Origin of the sequence: Thalassotalea castellviae, from assembly GCF_031846185.1 — a bacterium.
GTDB classification, from domain to species: domain Bacteria; phylum Pseudomonadota; class Gammaproteobacteria; order Enterobacterales; family Alteromonadaceae; genus Thalassotalea_H; species Thalassotalea_H castellviae.
Genome location: NZ_JAVRIF010000006.1, coordinates 220,959 through 241,382 on the forward strand (window position 1 = coordinate 220,959; position 20,424 = coordinate 241,382).

Genomic DNA, 20,424 nt, shown 5'->3' on the forward strand with positions numbered 1-20,424 from the left:
GATTTAGACTTTTGAACGTCGAAGCGGTTGCCAAGTTAAGTACGTTAACGATCGCCATATCCACTCTAAAGGGCCAAACTTAAAATAATTTAACCATAATTTACTGAACAGCACTTGGCCGAAAATTATCGCGACAACAATAAGCATTTGCTCGGCACGGGCTATTTGTCCAAACATGCCTCCGGCATAACCATAAAAAATACTGGTCAGAATTATTGAGTGAGTAATATAATTCGTTAGTGCCATTTTGCCTAACGGAGACAGCCAAGAAAAATATTTAAGGAATTGTCTTTTCTGCGATAACTTCACCATTAAAGCTAAGTAGCCAAGGGATAAAATTAATTGTCCGTAATATTGAAGGATCTCGCCGATCACTTCTAATTCTATCGCGCCTTGAGTTGCAGGATGTAGCACTATATATGTACCAGAGATATTGACAATAACGCCAATAATCAAACCGCCCCAACATAAAATATTAAAGAAATTCTGATGAGACTCAGGTTTAGTTATCCGCTCACTAGCGACCAACCAATAACCAATTAAAAATAAAGGTAAACAGATAAATATCGCCATCACGGGGGTGATTTTTAACGAAAACATCGCTTGTTTTATCCGAAATTGCGTGGCAACGGCATACTTCGACTGAGTAAATGCCTCGGTTTCAGCATTATGCTTTTGTTCCATCTCTAATTTATGGTCAACACGACTCTCTATTTGATGAGCGATTTTCTCTTCCGGTGTTAAATCTTCATAATTAGGCTCTTGTTGTTCTGTCTTTGAGTTTTCCTCAATTGGTGTTGACGTGTCTAACTCAGGGGCTGATAACGCGTGTCTTTTTGCTTGTTCCTTGATGGAGTTCAGTTGAACTTCCGATTGTTCTATAACCGTTGTTTGTTCACGCCAATCTTGCGTCATGATTTGATGAGTGCGAGTGATACCAAAAAATAGCGAAACGGCGATGGCGATAAACAATGGCAAGGCCATGATCCATAATGCTATTTTTAAATATGTGTTAGGGTGGTTACGTTTGGCAAAACGTTTTGTGCGAAGTAAAAACACTACGCCTAGCAATAACATGCCGCCAACAGCATAATCATGAAGAATGTCGCCATTCCATAAAAAAATCAAATGACAGATGCCAAGGATAAATAACACCAACATTCGTCTACTAAACCAAGCGCCAAACGGCTTATTGGCTGCTTGTGCTTTTAACAGCATCACGGCAAATCCCATGCCAAATAACAGGGAAAATATTCGATAGAACTTGCCTTCTATAAATACTTTTACTAGCCAACTTGCCGCCCAATCTAAACCCGTTAGCTTTAAGTCAAAGCTTAATAAATCATTTATGGGCCGGTTGAACCATTCGATATTCATAAATAAAATACCTATGATGGCAAAACCTCTCAATAAATCCATAACTTGGATACGGTTGATATGTTCAACAGGGCTTAAATGTGTCGGGGTTTCATACCCTGTATTCGTTGTCGATTCCATGTGATCTCTTTTTTTTATTATGTTTTTGACGCTATTTTAATAATATTTTTGGGGCCCAATTGAGCCAATGTTTTTGTCGTTCATTATGAAGTGTAAATTCATGGTGTTGCTTAATGGGTAAGTTATTTTTATCGCTTGTTAATTCTGGAGTCGCGAATGCAATGCCCCCAGTTAATAGTGTTTCAACGGATTCAGAGTCAATATTTACGCCCGAAAATAATCCAGCATCTATTTTCACTCCGCTGGTATTCCAAAACTTACTTTGCGTAGTAACAAGTGTACGATATCGTTGTGCAATATTAATGTAAACATTCACTTTATCTGCCGTCGAAGATAACCCAACTCCAATGACTTTGCCTACTTTTACTTGTCGATACAAAATAGGATTGCCAACACGAATTGAACCAAGAGCGTTGGCGGTTAATTTGAGGTTTAAGCCATAAGGTAATTGAGTCACTACAGGTTCAAAATCAGGTGCTTGAAAGGTTTGTGATTGCTTACCATCTCCGGGGAGTACACTAATATAATATCCTTCTAAAATGGCATTAACATCATTTTCTCCAGATAAATTAATCGCGGTATTGGCTAACCAAAACTGGCTGCCTTCTCTTGCAAACTTTTTACCTTTATCATTTAACAGTGCATAGGCAATAGCGCCATAATTTTTTTGGTCTAGTTCAACACGAGTAACCAAACCTATGTCTTGTCCTTGGTATTTTATGGCTAAATTTTCCGTTAAGCCTGCTGCATCATTAAAATGTATTTTAATCGCAGTGCTTGCCATCTCTGCTTGTTGAACATGATCAAATAAAGTAAAGCTTGCACCTTCTTGTACACGATCATCTTCTGGGATGATTGCTGGATTATAAAGACTAATGCCACCACGTATTAGCGTATCAGCAGATTCAGTTTTAACGGTAAAATTAGTCAACCCACCTGTTACTGTTAAGCCACTAGCGTTGTAAAAACGGCTAAAAGGTGTAATTAAATGCCGATATTCTTCATCGATAGTGATGTTTATTATTAAGCCTTTTGCATTTGGAGCAAAAGAAACATGGTCGATTTCGCCAATATACATACCTCGATAACTGATCGGGCTACCAGATTGAACCGCTGAGCCATTCTGTGTATGTAAAGCCAGTTGCAATCCTGTAGCGCTTATATGCTTTATTGGAGGTGTAATGGCTAATTCAAAAGTTTGACTGCTTTCCCCTAAACCCGCATTGACATTAATATAGTTTCCACCAAATAAAGCATTGGTATCACTTAAGCCACTCAGCGAAAGCTCTGCCTTAACTAACCAAAACTGAGATTGTTCTTTTAATAAAAAGTCAAATTCTGAAAATAAACCTGCTGTTAACGTAACTTGATTTTTTTGGCGTTGTATTTGATGAATGGAGCCAACAACTTCACCTTTATACATTATTCGGGTTTGGGTAGTTAAGCCTTTTGCTGAGTGTGTTTTCAATTGAAAAGTAGCGCGTTGCGTTGCGGTTTCTTGGTTGTTAAATAACGTAAATTTGTCACCGTTATGCACAGCAATATTCTCGGAAGTGTCTGGCATGTCAAATGCGATTCCTCCGGTTAAAATAGATTGAAGTGAGTTGGCTTGTACTTCAAATTGCTGGATGCCGCCTTTTACTTTTACGCCACTAATATGCCAAAAATGACTTTTGCTATTGATCAGAGATTGAAACTTTTCTTGAATATAAATATGTACATCAAATGTACTACCTGCTTTATTTTCAATCGCCTGTACTGAACCAACTTTTTGCTGATTATAAAAAATACCTGTGCCGACTGACAACGAATTGATATGACTGGCTTGTAATACTAAATGCAGCCCTGGTTCATCGTAGCTATAGGGTGGTTTTTTATTTAACACCATAAATTGATGTTGAGGCTGACCTTTCAAAGAAGGTTGTAAACCAATATGAGCGCCTTTAATAAAGCCATTTATAGGGCTATTGCCATCTAAGCTTAATTTGGGCGAGACCACATAAAACTGGGTTTGATCCGTTAAATAGGGCGTTGCTCTGGGATTAATTTTTGCTACGGCAGTAATGGTTCGTGTCTGTGGATCTATCGTAGAGAAAGACTCGATATAACCAAGGGTTAATCCTTGATAAACAATACTAGCGTCTTGTTCTATATTCGCATCCCACGGCAGGGTTAATATAATTTCATGACCCATTTCTGCGGTTTGAAAACTTGAAAATAAAGGGTAGTTCTGGCCATTTTTGGCTTGGGGTAACGGTGTAACGAATTTTGCATCAGAAAATGCAATACCACCTGCCACTATCGACGCTAAAGATTCTGTTTTAACTTGCATCCCAGAAGTGATTGAACCAGACACCTCAAAGCCACTGGCATTCCAAAAGCGTGAATTTTCTTTCACTAAATGTGCGTACTCTGGTTCAATAAAAACGCTTATATTTACTTTGTTCGTTTGATTATCAAAATGATAGCCAGAAACATGACCAACGCTAATCTGTTTATAACTAACCGGTGAATTTCGTCCAATAGAGCCAAGTTTATCGGCGAGTAAATTAATATGTAAGCCTGGTGTCGTGTCACTGAGCCTTGGTGGCTCACTGAGTGCAATAAACTGCTTTTGGGCTTCTCCTTTCCCTTCAAAATCCGGCTGAATATTAATGTAATTACCAGATAAAATAGTTTCCAACCCAGAAATTCCTTGAAAGGAAATATCCGCCGCTACCGCCCAAAATAGCGTTTTGTCGGTTAACATGTGTTTAGCACTGGCCACCATTTCAATTTCAACAATGACACTTTTTAAATCTTCAGAGACTTCCAGCCCAGTAACGATACCTGTCGGTAAACCTTTATAACGCACTTCGGTTTTGCCAACGACAATTCCGCTGGCATTGTCAAATTGAACCGTAATAAATGTGCCCCGTTCCGACACCGTTTTAATAATTAACCATGCGCCAAAAATTAACGCGATAATAGGCACAATCCAAATGGCAGAGATGCCTTTTTTTCTTGTTATATAGGCAGCCGGGTGTGTGTCGACTTGCTTATCTGTCATGGTTTTTCCTTCTTTCTATATCCCACAATAACCTAGGGTCGAAGCTTTCAGCGGCAAAAATAGTGAAAATAACCATTAAGGTAAAGTATGTAATACCTACCCCTGCTTCAATAGAGGTAAAAAAACCAAAATTTACGACAGCTGCCATTACCACAACAACAAACACGTCAAGCATAGACCACGGACCTAATGAGGCAATTAAATGGTACATCTGTGTTTGTTTTCTTTTTGAGATTTTTGAATAGTTTTTTGTATTATAAAGTAAAATCAGTAAGCCAATTATTTTGCCTAACGGTATGATAAAACTAGCAAGAAAAATAATAAAAGCAATAGGATATAGTCCTTGTTGTATAAATGAAGCTATACCTTCGATAATGGTCGACTGTTCTGGTTTACCTAACGTATAAAATACCATCATAGGGTAAACATTTGCTGGAATAAACATGACGATAGCGGCGAGAGTCCAAGCCAATGTGTATTGCACGCTAAATTCTTTACGTTGACTAAATACTTGATGACACCGAATACAGCGCTGCCTTTTCGCGGTCATTTTGTTGATTTTTTGGCAACAAGGGCAACTGCCAAGTCCTAAGGCTTTAGCTTTGTGATTCAAGTTCTTCCTCCAATAAATCCCAAATTAGCCGTTGATCTAAAGTGATACTAATTAAGGTTGAACAAAAGAGTAATAACAATAAGCTGATCAAGCCGCTCCCAACACTTAATTCATCTAGAGTAATGAGTTTATACATAGAAACTATCACGCCAAGAAAAAACACATGCACCATAGTCCAACTATCAAAAAGATGATACGAGCGATAAAAAGTCAGTAATGACGGACCTAGTTGCTTACATTTTATTTTGTATGAAAGATAAAAAGCTGAAAAAATTCTGATACTAGGAATCGCGATTGCAAACAGAAAAACACAAAAAGCGATAATATAAAAATCTGCATTGATCATTAACATAATGCAATCAATTAAGGTGGCATCGTTATATTTACCCGCAACACTAACGCCAATAATAGGCGTAGTGAAGGCAGGCACCAATAACATTAACCCTGCTAGTGATACTGCTAATGTTCGATTAACCGAGTCTACTTTTCGAGAGTAAAGTGTTCGTCCACAGCAGGGGCATAAAGCCGATTCACCCGAGTTTAGTATCGGTACAGATGCCAAAGAGTCACAATGTTTACAAGCAATTAGTTCATTTTTATTGTTTAAAGTACTCAAAAAACGTGTATTTATAATGGAGATTAATTTTAGTGTAAGAGATTGGAAGACATTCGCCAATAAAATGATGAATTTAACTCAATAAAAAAGCAGCCATTACGCTGCTTTTTATCGAAGAAGCACGAATTAGTTAATTACATTACTAACATCAATCGCGCTAAAGGTGAAAATGAAAATTATTTTAATGAAGCCATATAGTTTGCCACAGCTTCAATATCTTTCTTAGTTAACTTTAAGGCAATATTTTGCATCATACTGTTTGTATCGTTCGTACGTGCTTTCGTGCGGAATTTCTCAAGTTGAGACTTTAAGTACGTTGCACTTTGACCGGCAACCGCAGGAAAACCCGCTTTGTCCATGCCTTTACCACTGATTGAATGACAAGCAACACATGCTGTGATACCAGTTTTGGCATTACCGCTTAGGTATAAACTTTTGCCTCGCTCGTTTGATTCAGCAATGGCTGGATTTAACGTTTGTGAAGCAAAATAAGCTGAAATATTTTGAATGTCATCGGCTGATAACGCGGCAACCATACCCGCCATAACCGGATCTTGACGAGTACCTGTTTTAAAGTCAGTAATTTGTTTTACTAAGTATGCTTCACTCTGTCCCGCTAAAGATGGGTACATAGCCACCAATGCATTACCGTCAGCACCATGACAGGCAGCACAAGTCGCCGCTTTTATTTTTCCTTCAGCTACATCGCCAGTAAATGACTTTACGACCACTTTGGCGGCTGAAGCTTTTACTTCGCCCACGGCAGCAGGGTCTTTAAAGTAAGCGCCTAAATTAGCAATATCTTCGTCAGATAAGTTACCTGAAATTTGGTTCATAGAGGCATTATGACGAGTTTCTGCTTTAAACGCTTTTAATTGCTTTTCAATATATTCAGGATGTTGTGCAGATAAATTAGGGTTAATTAATACTTGGCTATTGCCTTCTTTACCATGACAGTCGATACAGGCTGTTATTCCTCGAGTAGTATCGCCATGTTCATACAAGGCCTTTCCTGAGGCTGCATTTGCAACGTATGCTGCCTTTGCGGGTGCTCTTTTTACTTGTGCTGGTGTTGCTGCCGCGTCATTATCTGTTGCAGCTGTTTCTGCGCCAGCTGGTGCAGAGCCATCGCGACCGAAACTGGCAAAATAAGCAGCAACGTCTGCCATGTCTTGCTCAGATAACGCGGCAGCCATTGGCGACATGACAGGATCACTTCGATCCGTCCCTGCCTTAAATGCTTTCAATTGTTTAACGATGTAATCCGCATGTTGTCCTGCAATATTCGGATAAGAACCCATAATTCCAATACCATTAGTACCATGACAACCCGCACATGTGGCTGCTTTAGTTTTACCGGCTTTGGCATCGCCTTCAAACGCATTAGCATGCGCTAACATACTTAACCCGATGATAATTGAGAAAAAGACTTTTTTCATAAGGGACTCTCTGTGTTAATGACTTGATTAATTGTAGCCAAGCATTGCTTAAATGAGTAAATTTACCGCGGCATTTTACACGAAAGCTGATAATAATTAAGCGAATGAAGAAAAAAAACATTAAAAAATGCAAGGTTTTAATTATTATTTTATAAAAAGAGATATAATTACTTTTTAAATATTTTGTTCTGGAAGTTATTTTGTCTAACGCTGCTGTCCACCTTTCTAAAGCTACTTTTACTATTAGTGCGCCCGATATCCGCCGACTCCCTGAAGACACAGGCATTGAAGTAGCCTTTGCTGGCCGTTCAAATGCAGGTAAATCTAGTGCATTAAATACCTTAACGAATCAAAAAAGTTTAGCACGCACCAGTAAAACACCCGGTCGTACACAATTAATTAACGTTTTTGAAGTAAGCGACACGCAACGACTGGTTGATTTACCGGGTTATGGTTTTGCAAAAGTGCCCTTAGAAATGAAAAAGAAGTGGCAAAAAGCACTAGGTGAATATCTAGAAAAACGTGACAGTTTAAAAGGACTGGTTGTGTTAATGGATATTCGTCATCCGTTAAAAGATTTAGACCGAAACTTAATTGAATGGGCGGCCGAAAGCAATTTGCCTGTTTTGGCGTTATTAACTAAATCAGATAAATTATCGCAAGGTAAAGCCAGCGCCGAAGTTTTGAAAGTGAAGAAAAATCTAGCACCTTTAAATGCTGATATTAAAGTGCAGGCATTCTCGTCATTGAAAAGAACAGGAGCCGAGCAAGCTAACAAAATCATTTGTGATTGGTTATCAACGTCGGCGAGCGAATAAGTAGAACGGGGTAAGTGTAAGCATTATTTAGCCTTACCTCGCCATAAATACCGGCAATATTTATAACCAGTAATTCAGCTAAGCTAAATTTAATAATATCCCTAGCAAACTAAAGCCAATAACGAGCCCGACAATTGGCACCTTTAATTGTTTTAAACAATAAAAACCCAATACTACAACGGCCATGTCAAGCGCATTGAGAACTGATGACGTAAAGACAGGAAAATACAGCGCGCTTGCCAATAGACCAACCACGGCGGCATTAATGCCTTGCATCGCCCCCATCAATTTAGGTGATTGCGCTAAATTCTGCCAATGCTTTAACAGGGTTAACATTAATAAAAAACCCGGTAAGAAAATGCTAAAGGTAGCAATAATGGCTCCGGTATAAGGCGCGTCAGGTGATAGATGAAACCCCAGAAAAGTCGCTAAAGTAAACATTGGGCCTGGTACAGCTTGTGCGGCAGCGTATCCTGTTAAAAAAGTATCGGTTGTAAGCTGTCCGTCCAATAAATTTTGTAATAAGGGTAAAACCACATGTCCGCCGCCAAAAACCATACTGCCAGCTTGATAAAAATCAGCCGCAAGTTGCCAATGAACTGATTGTGAAGCTAAGGCGCTCAACAGGATTAATAGCGCTATAAAGAGAACGAATGGCCACCAAGAAAATGTTGATTTTACCGAGTGGCTTTCTAACGCTGAATGGGTTAAATATTTTATGCCAATCACGCCTGCTATCACTAACACGGCCAATTGCATCAATAAATTTGAAAATACCAATAATGTAATCGCAGTGAATACCGCTAAGCTTTTGGTCAATTTCGATCGGCAAAAACTGCGAAACATGGTCACTACGGCATCAGTGACTACAACAACAGCAAGTAATTTTAAACCATGAGTAATACCATAAAAATAACTGTTATCAGTGAGTTGGTTACTTAACTGAGCAAGCGCTATCATTAATATAACTGAAGGTAGTGTGAAAGCTATGAAAGCGAGAAAAGCGCCAACAATGCCTGCTTTGTGATAGCCCAAGGCAAAACCAACTTGGCTTGATCCCGGACCGGGTAAAAATTGGCTCAGTGCTACGATTTGGCCGTATTTTTCTTGTGAAATCCACTGTAATTTATGCACAAATTTATGGTGAAAGTAACCAATATGAGCAGCAGGTCCGCCAAAACTGATAACGCCTAGCAGTAAGAATTGTTTGAAGATGTCAAAATAAGTATTCATAGGTTCGGTAAAGTTAAACAGTTATCAAAACAAAAGTGAGGTATCACTTTATTCAGTTAAAGCCCGATCATACACCTTGATTATGACATTACAACTTTGCAAATTGACGGATTAGGTTATGGTAAACGTTATGTAAATTATCTAATTCTGCTCGTGATGTGTTGTTTTCTTTAATTAAATTTTGAATCGTTTGATCTAACTGGTATAAGTTTTGTCGAATACTTGTCTCTGAAATCATGCTTTGCATCCAAGTGATCGCTGCCACTCTTTGGCCACGGGTAACGGCGGTTACTTTATGTAAGCTACTTGATGGATAAACGACTGCATATCCCGCAGGTAATTTTATTTGTTGCTGACCAAATTCCGTTGAAATGATTAATTCACCGCCTTCATATTCTTCAGGCTCACTTAGAAAAGTAGTCATCGACACATCGCTTCGGAGTACATCAGCTGTATTAGGGATCCTCATTACGGCAGCATCAACATGATAGCCATACTCTTCAGTTTCACTGTAACGATTGAAACAAGGTGGAAATATTTTATGAGGTAAAGCGGCCGAAACAAGTTTTGGCGTTTCACCAATGCGCGATAGTAGTTGATTCGCTAATTGGCTCACTTTTGTATCACTTGAATCGGCTTGATTGTTATTTTTTACCGAAGCAGCCATGCCCATTGCCGTTTTACCGCCGTCACCCCAAGGGCACTTTGACAGTTGTTGTCGATAATGAGTTACTTCTTCTTCCGATAATATTTTTTCAATAACAATCATGCTTTACTCTTATTTCTTTTGCTAATGACTTTTAGGCTAGTACTAAAATTCGTACGTTGCAGTTAGCTTAGTATTATTAGCATTACCTAAATACATAAATGCACCACTACGGTATGCTGCTGTATAGTATGTTTCATCAAATGCGTTACCAATGTTTAATCTAAAAGTTAATGCATCTGTTGCATAATAATTCGCAAATAAATTCACGACTTGGTAATCAGGCACCACAATACTGTAACGATTATTTTCACTGTCATAACCCGCGGCTGTATCTGGCTGGCCAGCGTACATTTCACTTTGATAAGCATAATCGCCACCAATAACTAACGCGTCATTAATTTCATATCTAACTTGTAAATAGACACTGTCTTCTGCAAAGTTACTTAAGGTTAAGCCTATGTTATTTTCGTTAATTGAATCAATAACTTCAGCATCCATTGATGTGGCAGAAAATTGCACACTTAATGCGTCTGTAATATCACCAACAAAACCCACCTCAATACCTTTAACTTTGTTTTCGCCCGTATTTAGTGTGCCAAGTGCGGCGTAATCATCTTCACCAACACTTTCCATTACATCACTTTTGGTAATTTGGAAAATAGAGGCTGTAAACATGAACTTATCGTCGAACGCCATAAATTTCGTGCCTAACTCTAAGTTTTCAACACGCTCAGGATCGGAATCAGGTACTTGAGTTGCGGTACCACATACACCACCATAGCCGCAGCTAGCACCTAAATCAGATTCACCACCATTAATGTTAGTTGCGGTACTGTAGTTAGCATAAATATTAACATTGTCAGACAGATCATAAATTAAACCTATATTACCATTATACATAGTGTCAGAATATTCATATGCCGTTTCAGTGCCTCGACTTAATGTATCGTTACTATAATCGAAGTTATCTACGCGAATGCCATAATAAAGATCAAGTTGCTCAGTTAAATGCACCGTGTCCATCATATATGCAGAAATCGTTTCAATATTCATTGAAGCGTCATCATAGTCATCAACAAAAGTTCTACCCATTAATTGACTAATATTATCAACGGTGCCTCCTGAAGCGTCGATAATACAGTAGCTATTACTATCACCTCTTCGGCCTGAAGTTACACAGTTTGTTGGGTTGTTGTAGGTAATATCGTAAACACCGTTTTCTACATTTTCATCGGTAAACTCAAGACCAAATACAAAGTTGTTTTCAAAGCCCAATAAATCAGTATTTAAAAATAAATTAAATTGAGTGCTCTTATAATCAACATTTTGGTTACCTTGATGAGTACTTAAACTGACTGTCGCAGCACCCGGTGCATCAGGATCTGAGTCTGCTCTTACAGTACCTCTCGCGCCTGTGGTGATGTAGCCGTTTTCTGTTTCACCAATACGAGTTGCATTATATAAAGTGACATAATCATTCACTTCATACTCTGTGCGCAATGTTAGGGTTTTAACTTCAGAAGATAAAAAGTCAGACTCTTGAGCATAAACAGGAATATCATCAACAGGTTTACGAGTAGCGCTATCGAAATAACTACCTAAATCAGGTACGTCAGTGGCGTCTAAGAAATAGCCATCGACAGTAAATGATAGTTTTGAAGTGGGTAAATATACGCCAGATATTTGTAAGCCCGTTCTTTCGCTTGAAATGCCTTCACGGCCAGGCTTGTCTTTATCTGACTTTAATGCATTGATTCGGATCGCAGAGATATCTGAAAGCGGTAAATTATAATCTACCGTAATACGTGAAAATTCATCAGTACCTAAACCTGCTTCAACACGCCCTAAATTATAGGCAACCGATGCTTTTTTAGTGACACTATTTACCGCACCACCAGATGAGCCGCGACCTGCGAATGTTGAGCTTGGCCCTTTGGTTATTTCAACACGTTCAGTGGCAAAACTTTCACGCGTAGTCATACCTGGGTCTCTTAAACCATCAACAAATATATCACTACGAGCTTCGTGCCCACGAATAATATAACGGTCACCAAATGCGTTACCATTTTCACCTGTACCTAAAGTAACACCTGCTTGAGCAGCTAAAATATCTTTAAGGTCGGTTTTACCGGCTTCCAAAATTTGGTCTTGTGTCAATACAGTTATAACTTGTGGGGTATCCACTAAGTCAGCTACTCGACGTATGTCCCCTGACGATTCGTGTAAATAAACCGAACTTTTAACGCCGTGCACAGCAATGCGTTCTATTGCTTCGTCTGATTGATTAATTTTTTTTGGATGACAGCTAGTCGTTGAGTTTTTTTCACAAGCATCGGTATTTTCCGCTGCATGAATTGACGTACTGCCAATAGCGAGTGCCGCTGCAACAGCTTGTGCACCTAAGGCTAATCTATTTTTTTGAGTGTCTATTTTCATGTCGTTGATTTTTCTATTTTTGAGAACGTGTAAAAGAGAAGGAGATTTTAGCGAAAGAAAACAAGTAATACAAATGATAACTAATATCATTTACATTCGTTTGTTGTGTTTTTTTGTCTTTATTAGTGCGAAATATTATAACGACACTAGTGATGAGCGATTTTATTCGCTTGGTCTAACGGTACTAACTCTTTTGGCTGGTATTGCTGTGAAGCGGTTTATTTATTGAAAAATGGATAAACAGATAAGATTATCGCCAATCTATTTGACTTAGCCTATAAGGCTGCCTAGGCTAAAAATTGAACGGGTTGCACTTCTTTAACTGGATTTCGTGATGGTGAGATCATCCATATTTTTGTTTTCAATTGTTTTGTTAGTTGCTTGTGGCGGAGACTCTGCAAACAATACAATGACAACACCTCCTGTTGCCGATAATCCACCGACCACGACAAACCCGCCAACGCCTGAGCCTGTTGAACCATACCAGCAAAAAATTCAAGCAGCACGCTTACTTAATCAAGCTACTTTTGGTGCCACAATAAAAGATATTGAGTACTTAATAGCTCGTGGAGATGAAGCATGGCTTGATGAGCAACTTAGCTTAACCCCTAGCTTACATTACCCTTTAGTTGAGCCATTTATTGAAAATGAAGATTTTTGGCGAACCTATCGTATTTCTGCATGGTGGCAAAATACCTTATACGGAGAAGATCAATTACGACAACGCGTAGCCTTTGCATTAAGCGAAATATTTGTTGTTTCAGAATACAATGGTGTGCTGTTTGATTCACCACAAGCATTGGCGAATTATTACGATATCTTAGTAAAAAATGCTTTTAGTTCGTATCGGCATTTACTTGAAGAAATCACTTTGTCTCCTGCAATGGGCGTGTATTTAAGTATGTTAGGTAATGAAAAGCCTGACATTGAACGTAATATACGCCCGGATGAAAACTATGCTCGAGAGGTGATGCAATTATTTTCAGTGGGTTTAGTTGAACTGAATATCGACGGTAGCGAAAAACTTGATAATTCAGGCCAGCCTATTCCTACTTATGATCAAGTGGTAATTAAAGGCTTTGCACATGTTTTTACGGGTTGGAATTTTAACGGCACCACAGAAAGCACTTGGTATCGATGGTGGCAAAATTTTAATTTAATTGACCCCATGGATGCAGTCACTAGCTTTCATGACACAGAAGCTAAGTCATTATTTTCTGGCGTGTTGCTACCTGCCAATCAAACACCGGAAAAAGGCTTGTCTGATGCCCTTGATGCCCTGGCTAATCATAGTAATGTTCCCCCTTTTATTGCTAAACAATTAATTCAAAAACTGATCACCAGTAACCCAACGCCAGCTTATGTCGCAAGAATCGCGAGTGTATTTATTGATAACGGCTATGGCGAACGAGGTGATTTAGCCGCGGTCGTAAAAGCGATATTATTAGACGAAGAAGCGAGATCCGGACACGAAACAGCCGAGCAAACCTTTGGAAAAGTGCGAGAGCCCATTATTCGTGCAACACATATGTGGCGTGCCTTCAATCTAACGTATCTAAGTGATCGCATTGATTTTAGTTGGCCAGATTATTTTTTCGGTCAAGCCCCATTAGCCTCACCGTCGGTGTTTAATTTTTACCGACCCGATTATAGTCCTATCGAATTAAATTCAAGTTACGGTTTGGTTGCGCCTGAACTTCAAATTGCCACAGAATCAACCATGACCAATACCATTAACTTTTTTGCTTGGTATGGTTTATGGCGGCATTTTTCTGGCGATATTGAAAATACTGATATTTCTGAAGAAGACGAACTTTATTTAGATTTTACCCCTGAAGTTACCCTTGCAGAGCAAGAAGGTGCCCAAGCTTTACTCGAACATTTAAACATTGTGTTAACAGCGGGAGCGTTAAATGAGCAAGCTATCACGTTATTAGTGAATGTATTTGAAGAAAATGATCAACAAGATATTGAAAGCAAAATTGCAAATATCGTTTTTCTTATAATGTCTGCGCCACAATATGCCATTCAGCGATAACGACAAGGAAACAGACCATGAATAAACGTCATTTTTTAAAGTCGATACTCGCTTCAGGGATTGGATTATCAAGTTACTCAGCGGTTGGACAACAATTAGCTATGATTAATGCATCAGCTAAAGCTACGCCACTAGAAGGGTATAAAGCCTTAGTGTGCATATTTTTATATGGCGGTAATGACTCGTATAACATGTTAATTCCCACTGAAAATAGTGACTATCAAACCTATGCTGGCGTAAGACAAAACCTCGCGATTGCCCAAGAAAGCTTAATTCCGCTTTCCACTAGCTCGTTATTACCTTATTCATTGGGTGTTCCCGATTATATGAGTCCGGTCAGTGAATTATTTCACCAAGGTCGTTTGGCATTTATTAATAATGTTGGTCCTTTAGTTGAGCCGACGAGCAAAGCAAATATAGAAAATGGCAGCGCGTTATTACCTCCACAATTATTTTCACATAACGATCAACAAAAATTATGGGAAACTGCTGGTTCCAATATTAATGAATTATCAGGTTGGGCAGGCCGAATGGCCGACTTACTCACTGACACTTCCTCCAATAGTTTGTCGATGAATATTTCATTGGCAGGCAATAATGTCATGCAAACGGGCAATATTGTACAACCCTATTCGATGACTGCTGATGGCGCACCAATGTTTGAAGCGTTAAATCCCCAACATAATTGGAACAGTCAGCGAATAGCGTTATTTGACCAACTTATCGCCCTTGATAATCATGTGCTAGGTAATTCTTATAAAAAGATCATGTCGACAGCACGTACCAATGCATTACAGGTAAACCAAGCGCTAGACAGTTTACCGATATTATCAACGACTTTTGAGGCAGATTCATTATCGCAAGAATTAGAAATGACCACCAAATTGATCGCAGCTAGAGAAGCATTAGGGATGAAGCGACAGGTATTTTTTATTGGCTTTGGCGGTTGGGATACTCATGATCGCCAGTTGTTAGATCACCCTAGGTTATTAAATACCTTAAGCCTTGCTTTACATCGTTTTAATGAGGCGATAAACGAACTTGGCTTATCTGAGTTTGTTACTACATTCACGGCTTCTGACTTTGGTAGAACGTTAACCAGTAATGGCGATGGAACGGATCACGGATGGGGAGGACATCAGTTAGTCATGGGCGGCGCAGTTAATGGCGGTAAACTTTATGGTGAAATGCCAGAGCTTGCTTTAAATAGCCAAAACGATTTGGGAGATGGACGAATGATCCCTACCACTTCAAGTGAAGAATACGGAGCGCAATTAGCAAAATGGTTTGGTTTAACCGATGCTGAAGTTGCTCAAGTGTTCCCAACCTTGTCTCGTTTTGATCAACACAATATAAATTTTTTACAATCTATTTAATTGTTTAACGCTTGTTAATTATGGAGTGGAATTTTGGGCAAAAAAAAAGCCGAAGATAAAATCTTCGGCTGTGTAGCTTTGGGGAAAGCTAGAATATCAAATTATTACAACAGGCGTTCGCTAGGAACAAACGTAGTATAGAGCAACTGCTCTATAAAAGTAAAGCCTTTACTCTAATTTTTTTAAATTTACTGAATTTGATAATAATAAGTGTGTATGGTTAGATTCATTGGGCGCGAGTATTTTTTCATTTTGCGAGAATTTAAAGCCTTATTTTTAAAGGGCTAACTCAAAGCTACTTTCATAGCACCTTAAAATTTGAGTTATTTTATATTTCTGCTTGCTTTGAAAGCTTGTACAATTTTTTTCAAAAAGCTAACAACATAGCTATGGCTCTCATTACATAGAGGTTAGATCTAAACGATAGTTTACTACGTTACGACTCAAATAGTTTTAGGCTTTAAACTAAATGAAGCTCTTCATCTCGATAAAATTCAGACGCTATAGTCAATTGTTATCAATAGGTTAAGAGTGTATTCTACAATCTAAAAAATACTTTAAATATAGATGTATTTGTAAATGCAAAGGATTGGCGAAACATGAGTTCTCGCATTATTAAAGAGATTAAAAAGCTAGACGATAATTCCAGTGTGATTTTAGATTCATTGATCCTAAATACATACGAAGTTGTACCTGATTCCAATGCGAAGCACATAACAATAAAGAATTGTACCATACGAGAAGGACTTAAAATTTATGGTGTATCTCGTGGGGCTACGTTAACTATAGAAGATTGTACTTTTGAAAGTTACAACGGTATCAAAATAGAAAAATCCTCCTTTAGAGCTGTTTATATAAAAAACTCGGTATTAGTAGATACTCCTTATGATGAAGTAAGGCTCAATATATTGAGTCGCATCATTAGCCAAACTGTTGAAGTATTAGATTCCTATATTCACAACCTATTCATAAGTAACATCAATATAAGTATAGAAGTAAAGAATTCTGTTATTGAATCAAAATTAGACTATTTTCCGATTGAAAGAGCTGATGATGAGAGATCTTGGGCTTATTTCGAAAATGTTACTTTTAAATCATCACAAGTAAGGCTGGCTGGTGCCGAACTTGATAAGATAACTTTCAAGAATATTAATATAAATAATGATTCAAAAAATAAGTGTTATCTTTTAGAAATAAAGCAAGACTACGTTCTTGATTTGATATTCGAAAATGCAAATTTTAGTGAAACCTATATTGATATAGAAAATGTTACTGTCCGAAGCATTACTGCTAGCTCTTCTAATTTAGGTAAATGTTTCAATTTTTTTATCGGCAATATAAAAGAAGAGCAAGATAGAAAAGTTAATGTTATAACCATAAAGAATAGTCATATAGATAAGTCTTATTTTCATGGTCGTATAATCCATAACTCAATAGACTTTTCTCAAACGCATTTTAACACACCGCCTGAGTTTTATAATTCGGAACTACCTCATGGAAGCATCTTTCCAAATTCCGAATACTTTTCTCTGTGTGGCTCTGATAGCAGTATTGCCGCATTTAGAGCACTTCGATTGCAGATGGAAGAGCAAAGGAACCGGGAGCTAGAAGGTGAATTTTTCTATTTAGAACAAAAATCTATCTTAAAAAAGGAAAATGAATCTGGTAATAGAAACTGGTTTAGATATTTCTATGGCTTGATATCTGACTTCGGAAACAATGCAATAAAGCCTTTAGTTATATTGTTTGCAACAATGATGTTTTTTACATTGCTTTATGCATTAATAATGTCACCAGAAATATCAGTTAATTTGCCAATTGATTACGAACTACTGTCAAAATCAATGCACTTTTCAACTAAGCAAATGACATTGCCATTCTGGTCTGTAAGGAACTTAACTCCGCTATTAGACAAAGAGGTGCAAACTCATCCAATTATGTATCTAGCTATAGCACAGAGCATAGTATCCCTGATTTGTATTGCACTTTCAGCACTAGCTATTAGGTGGCGTTTTAAAAGAGGGTAATTGGAATAAAGAAGAAAAGGCAATTGCGTTATTATCAATTCAACCACTGTAGAAGCATAAAAAGTTAAACCAACTCAAGATATAAATAAATCAAGAGTTGGTTTACTGCTTTACTAAGACTTAGCCCAAACCACTTTGCCTGCACGAATAAAGAAGTGACTTCTGCATCCAACTTTACGCCAAACTGAGGGGGCAATGGTTGGCATGCCACCCAAGTTATCGATGGACCAACTAGGTTTATTTTTAGTTGGAATAAGGTTTAGTTGAATAGCCTGCATACAGCCACATGGACAATTGAAAGTCGCAATTGCAGGAAAGTCTTGATCACCTACAACATATATAGTGTTGTTGGTCAGCTTTATTGGTTCGTCTTCAACATATTGAAGAATGTACGTTGCTCCAAAAAAACCTCGAAGTTTTTGTGCTAATTTAGCAAACCAATTTAGCATCATGCCACCTCCTGAATTGGAGAGAAAATCGGCATGTCTAATAGAAGTGGCAAATCACCTCTTCCCTCGTACTTATCGGACATTTTGGACTCAGCAAAATCAGATTCTTTTTTATGTTCAAAGAAATTATTCACCAAGCAAAATGTTTGTTGAGCGAAGTCACTATTAGGTTCATTGCGATAGTCATGAATTCTAGCTAAAAACTCCAATACAGCGATGCTAGAGGCATAAGTATTAACAGGAATTATTGCCGGACTATTTTCAACAACACCCTTTATGTAGCCTTCATCGAGAAGATTTTTATACTCGACAGGGCTTACACGTTTTAAAGTCTCGGCTTCTAAAGTACTAAGTAAAACTGATTTACGTGAAAGGTGATCTGATTTACCCGGCTGAAAGTAAGATACCTTCCCGCTGATATTGTTGACACCTCCATTACCATCAGCATCTAAGCAAATGCCAATATCTATATATGGTATTAAATAGAAATTAGATATCCGAGACATCAATACACGTGCTTCCGCAGAATCCACGCATCCAAAAATAAAATCGCATGTTGCAATTTGTTTTATTACCTCTGGATCGTATATCGATTTTGAGATTGATATTACTCTAGGTGGCAGTCCTATAGCATTCAATGCATCAGCAATTGCATCTACTTTATACCTTTCTGCATGCGCATCTGAAATTTTGGTATTAGTTATTCGATTAAGGTTTTTTAGCTCTACCACATCAGGATCAATATTGATTAACGTCCCTACGCCTAATCTATTTAATTGCTCGATCACTGGTGAGCCAGTGCCTGAACATCCGATAACAGCTACCTTCATATTGCTTAGTATATTTCTAGTCGCAGAGCCAAAAGTTTGAAGATTACGCTTCTCGAACTCTTCATATGGCACAGATTCTTCTTGAGTAGAAGAATGGTAAACTACTTCATCTCCTATGACTGTTGCTGATGCAGGTAGAAACTTACCAGTATCATCAACATGCCTGATGACTATTTTGTCGTTAGGCAACAAAATGGCGGACAAGCAAGGAATGTCATTATTAAGCCAGTTATATATGCTTGGGAATAATGCTTTGTCTGATTCATCATCTATATCCGAAAACTTTTCGTAACCTGAAGGGTGACAATGAAACTTAACAATTGAAAGGTTGTCTCTCTCTGCTCGTTCCAGAATCATTTTAAGTTCATCTGTTTTTCAACGAACAAAATCACTATTTTGAATAGAGTATGAATCGTCAGTTAGCGGCATCACTTGATGAGCAAGTAGTGTTACTTGCTCATCATTGGAAACATGCCCACATAGAACTATAGCAACTGCCTCTTTCCCATCACCAGAAAATAGTGCACTTTTTAGCTTAAGTAAGCTTTTACCCGATAGTTTAAAGTGAGTATTCATGTAATCCTCCCTTTATTTCTCAAGTTCTTTGATAAACCATGAGCTAATATAGGCTACATGAGTTGCGATACAATCAACGCCCGGCTCCCATGGGTTTTGATGGGTACGATGCCTTGACCATCGTTGCCATGATTTACCAGCAAATTGGTCATTAGTAATGGCCCTGATAGGCTTTCCATCATTTCTTTGAATTACAGGGAAAAAGTAAGCCATGTCGATTTGTGACGCAGGGTAGCTATCACTAATACGAAAATTAACATCAACTTCACTAACGTTGAAGCCTTCAGGCAAGCTAAAACCATAGATAATAACTCGCTTTATATTTGCTTCAGTTACACATTCCCATTTCAGCTGAAGGGAATTCAAGAAATCAACATCATCCTGCGGAAGTTGAAAGTCCTTCCTTTGATTTACATAACCCTCTTGATGTTCACATCGCATAGTATGAAAGCGTTCTATACCCGGTTCAGTAAAATCAACTTTCTCGTTCAAATCAATTTGTCTACGCTCTCCATTGGCAAACTTTTGATATAGATACCGACTTTCATCATACCCAGCAATTTCGAGTATCTCTTTGCCAGTCAATCGCGGACATTCTACTTTGTATTTCTGTTTATCGATTTTGATTTTATACTTTTGATGTTTTTCTGTTGGAGTGCCATTGCAAGCACACTCCTCTAAGTCAGGTATATCTGAATCATTTTCAGATTTAGTGACT

General features: G+C 38.1%; 16 protein-coding genes. 4 read left to right on the plus strand and 12 right to left on the minus strand.

The window, feature by feature from the left end; all coding sequences use genetic code 11:
* Positions 1-3 precede the first annotated feature (3 nt).
* The 5 genes from RM573_RS12470 to RM573_RS12490 all read right to left on the minus strand — a co-directional run bounded on the left by RM573_RS12470 (position 4) and on the right by RM573_RS12490 (position 7,214).
* Positions 4-1,497 (minus strand): DUF418 domain-containing protein, encoded by a 1,494-nt coding sequence (locus tag RM573_RS12470; protein ID WP_311582460.1) that lies wholly within the window; start codon positions 1,495-1,497, stop codon positions 4-6.
* 31 nt (positions 1,498-1,528) lie between these two features.
* Positions 1,529-4,546, minus strand: coding sequence for a PqiB family protein (locus RM573_RS12475; protein ID WP_311582463.1), 3,018 nt, complete (start codon positions 4,544-4,546; stop codon positions 1,529-1,531).
* Complete coding sequence (locus tag RM573_RS12480) at positions 4,536-5,159, minus strand: paraquat-inducible protein A (RefSeq protein ID WP_311582466.1); 624 nt, start codon at positions 5,157-5,159, stop codon at positions 4,536-4,538. Before RM573_RS12480 ends, RM573_RS12475 begins: the two co-directional genes overlap by 11 nt.
* Positions 5,143-5,721 (minus strand): paraquat-inducible protein A, encoded by a 579-nt coding sequence (locus RM573_RS12485; protein ID WP_311582469.1) that lies wholly within the window; start codon positions 5,719-5,721, stop codon positions 5,143-5,145. Before RM573_RS12485 ends, RM573_RS12480 begins: the two co-directional genes overlap by 17 nt.
* Positions 5,722-5,951: 230 nt before the next feature.
* Entirely contained in the window at positions 5,952-7,214 is a 1,263-nt protein-coding gene (locus RM573_RS12490) for a c-type cytochrome (RefSeq protein WP_311582471.1), read from the minus strand.
* Positions 7,215-7,414: 200 nt separating this feature from the next.
* Here RM573_RS12490 and yihA point away from each other — a divergent pair, with 200 nt between their 5' ends.
* Complete coding sequence (gene yihA / locus RM573_RS12495) at positions 7,415-8,032, plus strand: ribosome biogenesis GTP-binding protein YihA/YsxC (protein WP_311582474.1); 618 nt, start codon at positions 7,415-7,417, stop codon at positions 8,030-8,032.
* Between the two features lie 78 nt (positions 8,033-8,110).
* On the opposite strand, the gene chrA is transcribed toward yihA, so the two are convergent.
* From chrA to RM573_RS12510, 3 genes are all read right to left on the minus strand, one after another.
* Positions 8,111-9,265 carry a chromate efflux transporter gene (gene chrA, locus RM573_RS12500; RefSeq protein ID WP_311582477.1) on the minus strand — a complete coding sequence of 385 codons (1,155 nt, stop codon included), beginning with the start codon at positions 9,263-9,265 and terminating at the stop codon, positions 8,111-8,113.
* 88 nt (positions 9,266-9,353) lie between these two features.
* Positions 9,354-10,034: a Fe2+-dependent dioxygenase gene (locus RM573_RS12505; protein ID WP_311582479.1), complete on the minus strand. Its 681-nt coding sequence runs from the start codon at positions 10,032-10,034 to the stop codon at positions 9,354-9,356.
* 42 nt (positions 10,035-10,076) lie between these two features.
* Positions 10,077-12,410, minus strand: a complete 2,334-nt coding sequence (locus tag RM573_RS12510) for a TonB-dependent receptor (protein ID WP_311582482.1) — start codon at positions 12,408-12,410, stop codon at positions 10,077-10,079.
* Positions 12,411-12,744: 334 nt separating this feature from the next.
* Here RM573_RS12510 and RM573_RS12515 point away from each other — a divergent pair, with 334 nt between their 5' ends.
* From RM573_RS12515 to RM573_RS12525, 3 genes are all read left to right on the plus strand, one after another.
* Entirely contained in the window at positions 12,745-14,448 is a 1,704-nt protein-coding gene (locus RM573_RS12515) for a DUF1800 domain-containing protein (protein ID WP_311582485.1), read from the plus strand.
* Positions 14,449-14,465: 17 nt separating this feature from the next.
* Complete coding sequence (locus RM573_RS12520) at positions 14,466-15,824, plus strand: DUF1501 domain-containing protein (protein WP_311582488.1); 1,359 nt, start codon at positions 14,466-14,468, stop codon at positions 15,822-15,824.
* A 599-nt stretch (positions 15,825-16,423) separates the two neighbouring features.
* Positions 16,424-17,851 (plus strand): hypothetical protein, encoded by a 1,428-nt coding sequence (locus RM573_RS12525; protein WP_311582490.1) that lies wholly within the window; start codon positions 16,424-16,426, stop codon positions 17,849-17,851.
* A 113-nt stretch (positions 17,852-17,964) separates the two neighbouring features.
* Here RM573_RS12525 and RM573_RS12530 read toward each other — a convergent pair whose 3' ends face one another.
* The 4 genes from RM573_RS12530 to RM573_RS12545 form a co-directional block, all read right to left on the minus strand.
* Entirely contained in the window at positions 17,965-18,303 is a 339-nt protein-coding gene (locus RM573_RS12530; protein ID WP_311582493.1) for a ubiquitination-like system serine protease family protein, read from the minus strand.
* Positions 18,300-19,487 (minus strand): HesA/MoeB/ThiF family protein, encoded by a 1,188-nt coding sequence (locus RM573_RS12535; protein WP_311582496.1) that lies wholly within the window; start codon positions 19,485-19,487, stop codon positions 18,300-18,302. Before RM573_RS12535 ends, RM573_RS12530 begins: the two co-directional genes overlap by 4 nt.
* Positions 19,488-19,505: 18 nt before the next feature.
* Positions 19,506-19,706, minus strand: coding sequence for a hypothetical protein (locus RM573_RS12540; RefSeq protein ID WP_311582499.1), 201 nt, complete (start codon positions 19,704-19,706; stop codon positions 19,506-19,508).
* A 12-nt stretch (positions 19,707-19,718) separates the two neighbouring features.
* Positions 19,719-20,424, minus strand: a 706-nt coding sequence (locus RM573_RS12545) for a multiubiquitin domain-containing protein (protein ID WP_311582502.1), incomplete at its 5' end; no start/stop codon positions are given.

Coding starts and splice junctions, on each gene's coding strand:
- RM573_RS12505 (WP_311582479.1), bottom strand. CDS start 10,034: ATGATTGTTATTGAAAAAATATTATCGGAAGAAGAAGTAACTCATTAT.
- RM573_RS12540 (WP_311582499.1), bottom strand. CDS start 19,706: ATGAATACTCACTTTAAACTATCGGGTAAAAGCTTACTTAAGCTAAAA.
- RM573_RS12535 (WP_311582496.1), bottom strand. CDS start 19,487: ATGATTCTGGAACGAGCAGAGAGAGACAACCTTTCAATTGTTAAGTTT.
- RM573_RS12470 (WP_311582460.1), bottom strand. CDS start 1,497: ATGGAATCGACAACGAATACAGGGTATGAAACCCCGACACATTTAAGC.
- RM573_RS12510 (WP_311582482.1), bottom strand. CDS start 12,410: ATGAAAATAGACACTCAAAAAAATAGATTAGCCTTAGGTGCACAAGCT.
- RM573_RS12530 (WP_311582493.1), bottom strand. CDS start 18,303: ATGATGCTAAATTGGTTTGCTAAATTAGCACAAAAACTTCGAGGTTTT.
- RM573_RS12475 (WP_311582463.1), bottom strand. CDS start 4,546: ATGACAGATAAGCAAGTCGACACACACCCGGCTGCCTATATAACAAGA.
- RM573_RS12490 (WP_311582471.1), bottom strand. CDS start 7,214: ATGAAAAAAGTCTTTTTCTCAATTATCATCGGGTTAAGTATGTTAGCG.
- RM573_RS12520 (WP_311582488.1), top strand. CDS start 14,466: ATGAATAAACGTCATTTTTTAAAGTCGATACTCGCTTCAGGGATTGGA.
- chrA (WP_311582477.1), bottom strand. CDS start 9,265: ATGAATACTTATTTTGACATCTTCAAACAATTCTTACTGCTAGGCGTT.
- RM573_RS12515 (WP_311582485.1), top strand. CDS start 12,745: ATGGTGAGATCATCCATATTTTTGTTTTCAATTGTTTTGTTAGTTGCT.
- RM573_RS12525 (WP_311582490.1), top strand. CDS start 16,424: ATGAGTTCTCGCATTATTAAAGAGATTAAAAAGCTAGACGATAATTCC.